Genomic DNA, 534 nt, shown 5'->3' with positions numbered 1-534 from the left:
TAATAGATGCGCTTGAGCAGCAGGCGGCCGCCGGAATCATAGGCGTAGAACGCCATGCCGTTGGCGTGGCCGGTGAGCGGCGTCTTGCGGTCCAGCACCAGATCGCTGGCCGGATCGAAGCGATAGGTGGGATGGCCGGGCGGCGAAATACGCTTTTCGGCGGCGATGCGACTGGCAATGCCATCGGCCTGGTCGGGATCGACCGTCTGCGGCGTCAGACCGGCAAGGCCGAGCATGACGGCGCGGTCACTGCCGTGGCCGATGCCGGTATAGGCGAGTGACCCGTGCAGGCTGGCGCCAAGGCGGTCGACCTTCACACCCGCCGGGCGCGGCCAGTCATTTCCCGCGACCTCGTCGAGAAACCGCGCCGCGGCGGTCATCGGTCCCATCGTGTGCGAACTCGAGGGTCCTATGCCGATCTTGAACAGGTCGAAAACCGAAAGGAACACGCGGCGTTGTCTCCTGGAGTCAGGTCGAGGACTACATATAGGAATTCCCACGATGTTTCCGCTCTTTTGGAAATCGCGGCGCTGC

General features: G+C 64.0%; 1 protein-coding gene. It reads right to left on the bottom strand.

Features of this window, described 5'->3' with window-relative positions; genetic code table 11:
- Positions 1–449: serine dehydratase beta chain (locus EN884_RS38015; RefSeq protein WP_281034880.1), on the bottom strand; the 449-nt coding region annotated here is incomplete at its 3' end.
- Positions 450–534 lie beyond the last annotated feature (85 nt).

This window comes from Mesorhizobium sp. M7A.F.Ca.AU.001.01.1.1 (genome assembly GCF_004022735.1).
GTDB classification, from domain to species: domain Bacteria; phylum Pseudomonadota; class Alphaproteobacteria; order Rhizobiales; family Rhizobiaceae; genus Mesorhizobium; species Mesorhizobium ciceri.
Note: the sequence above shows the minus strand (reverse complement) of the source record. Positions and strands in the feature narration are given on the sequence as shown.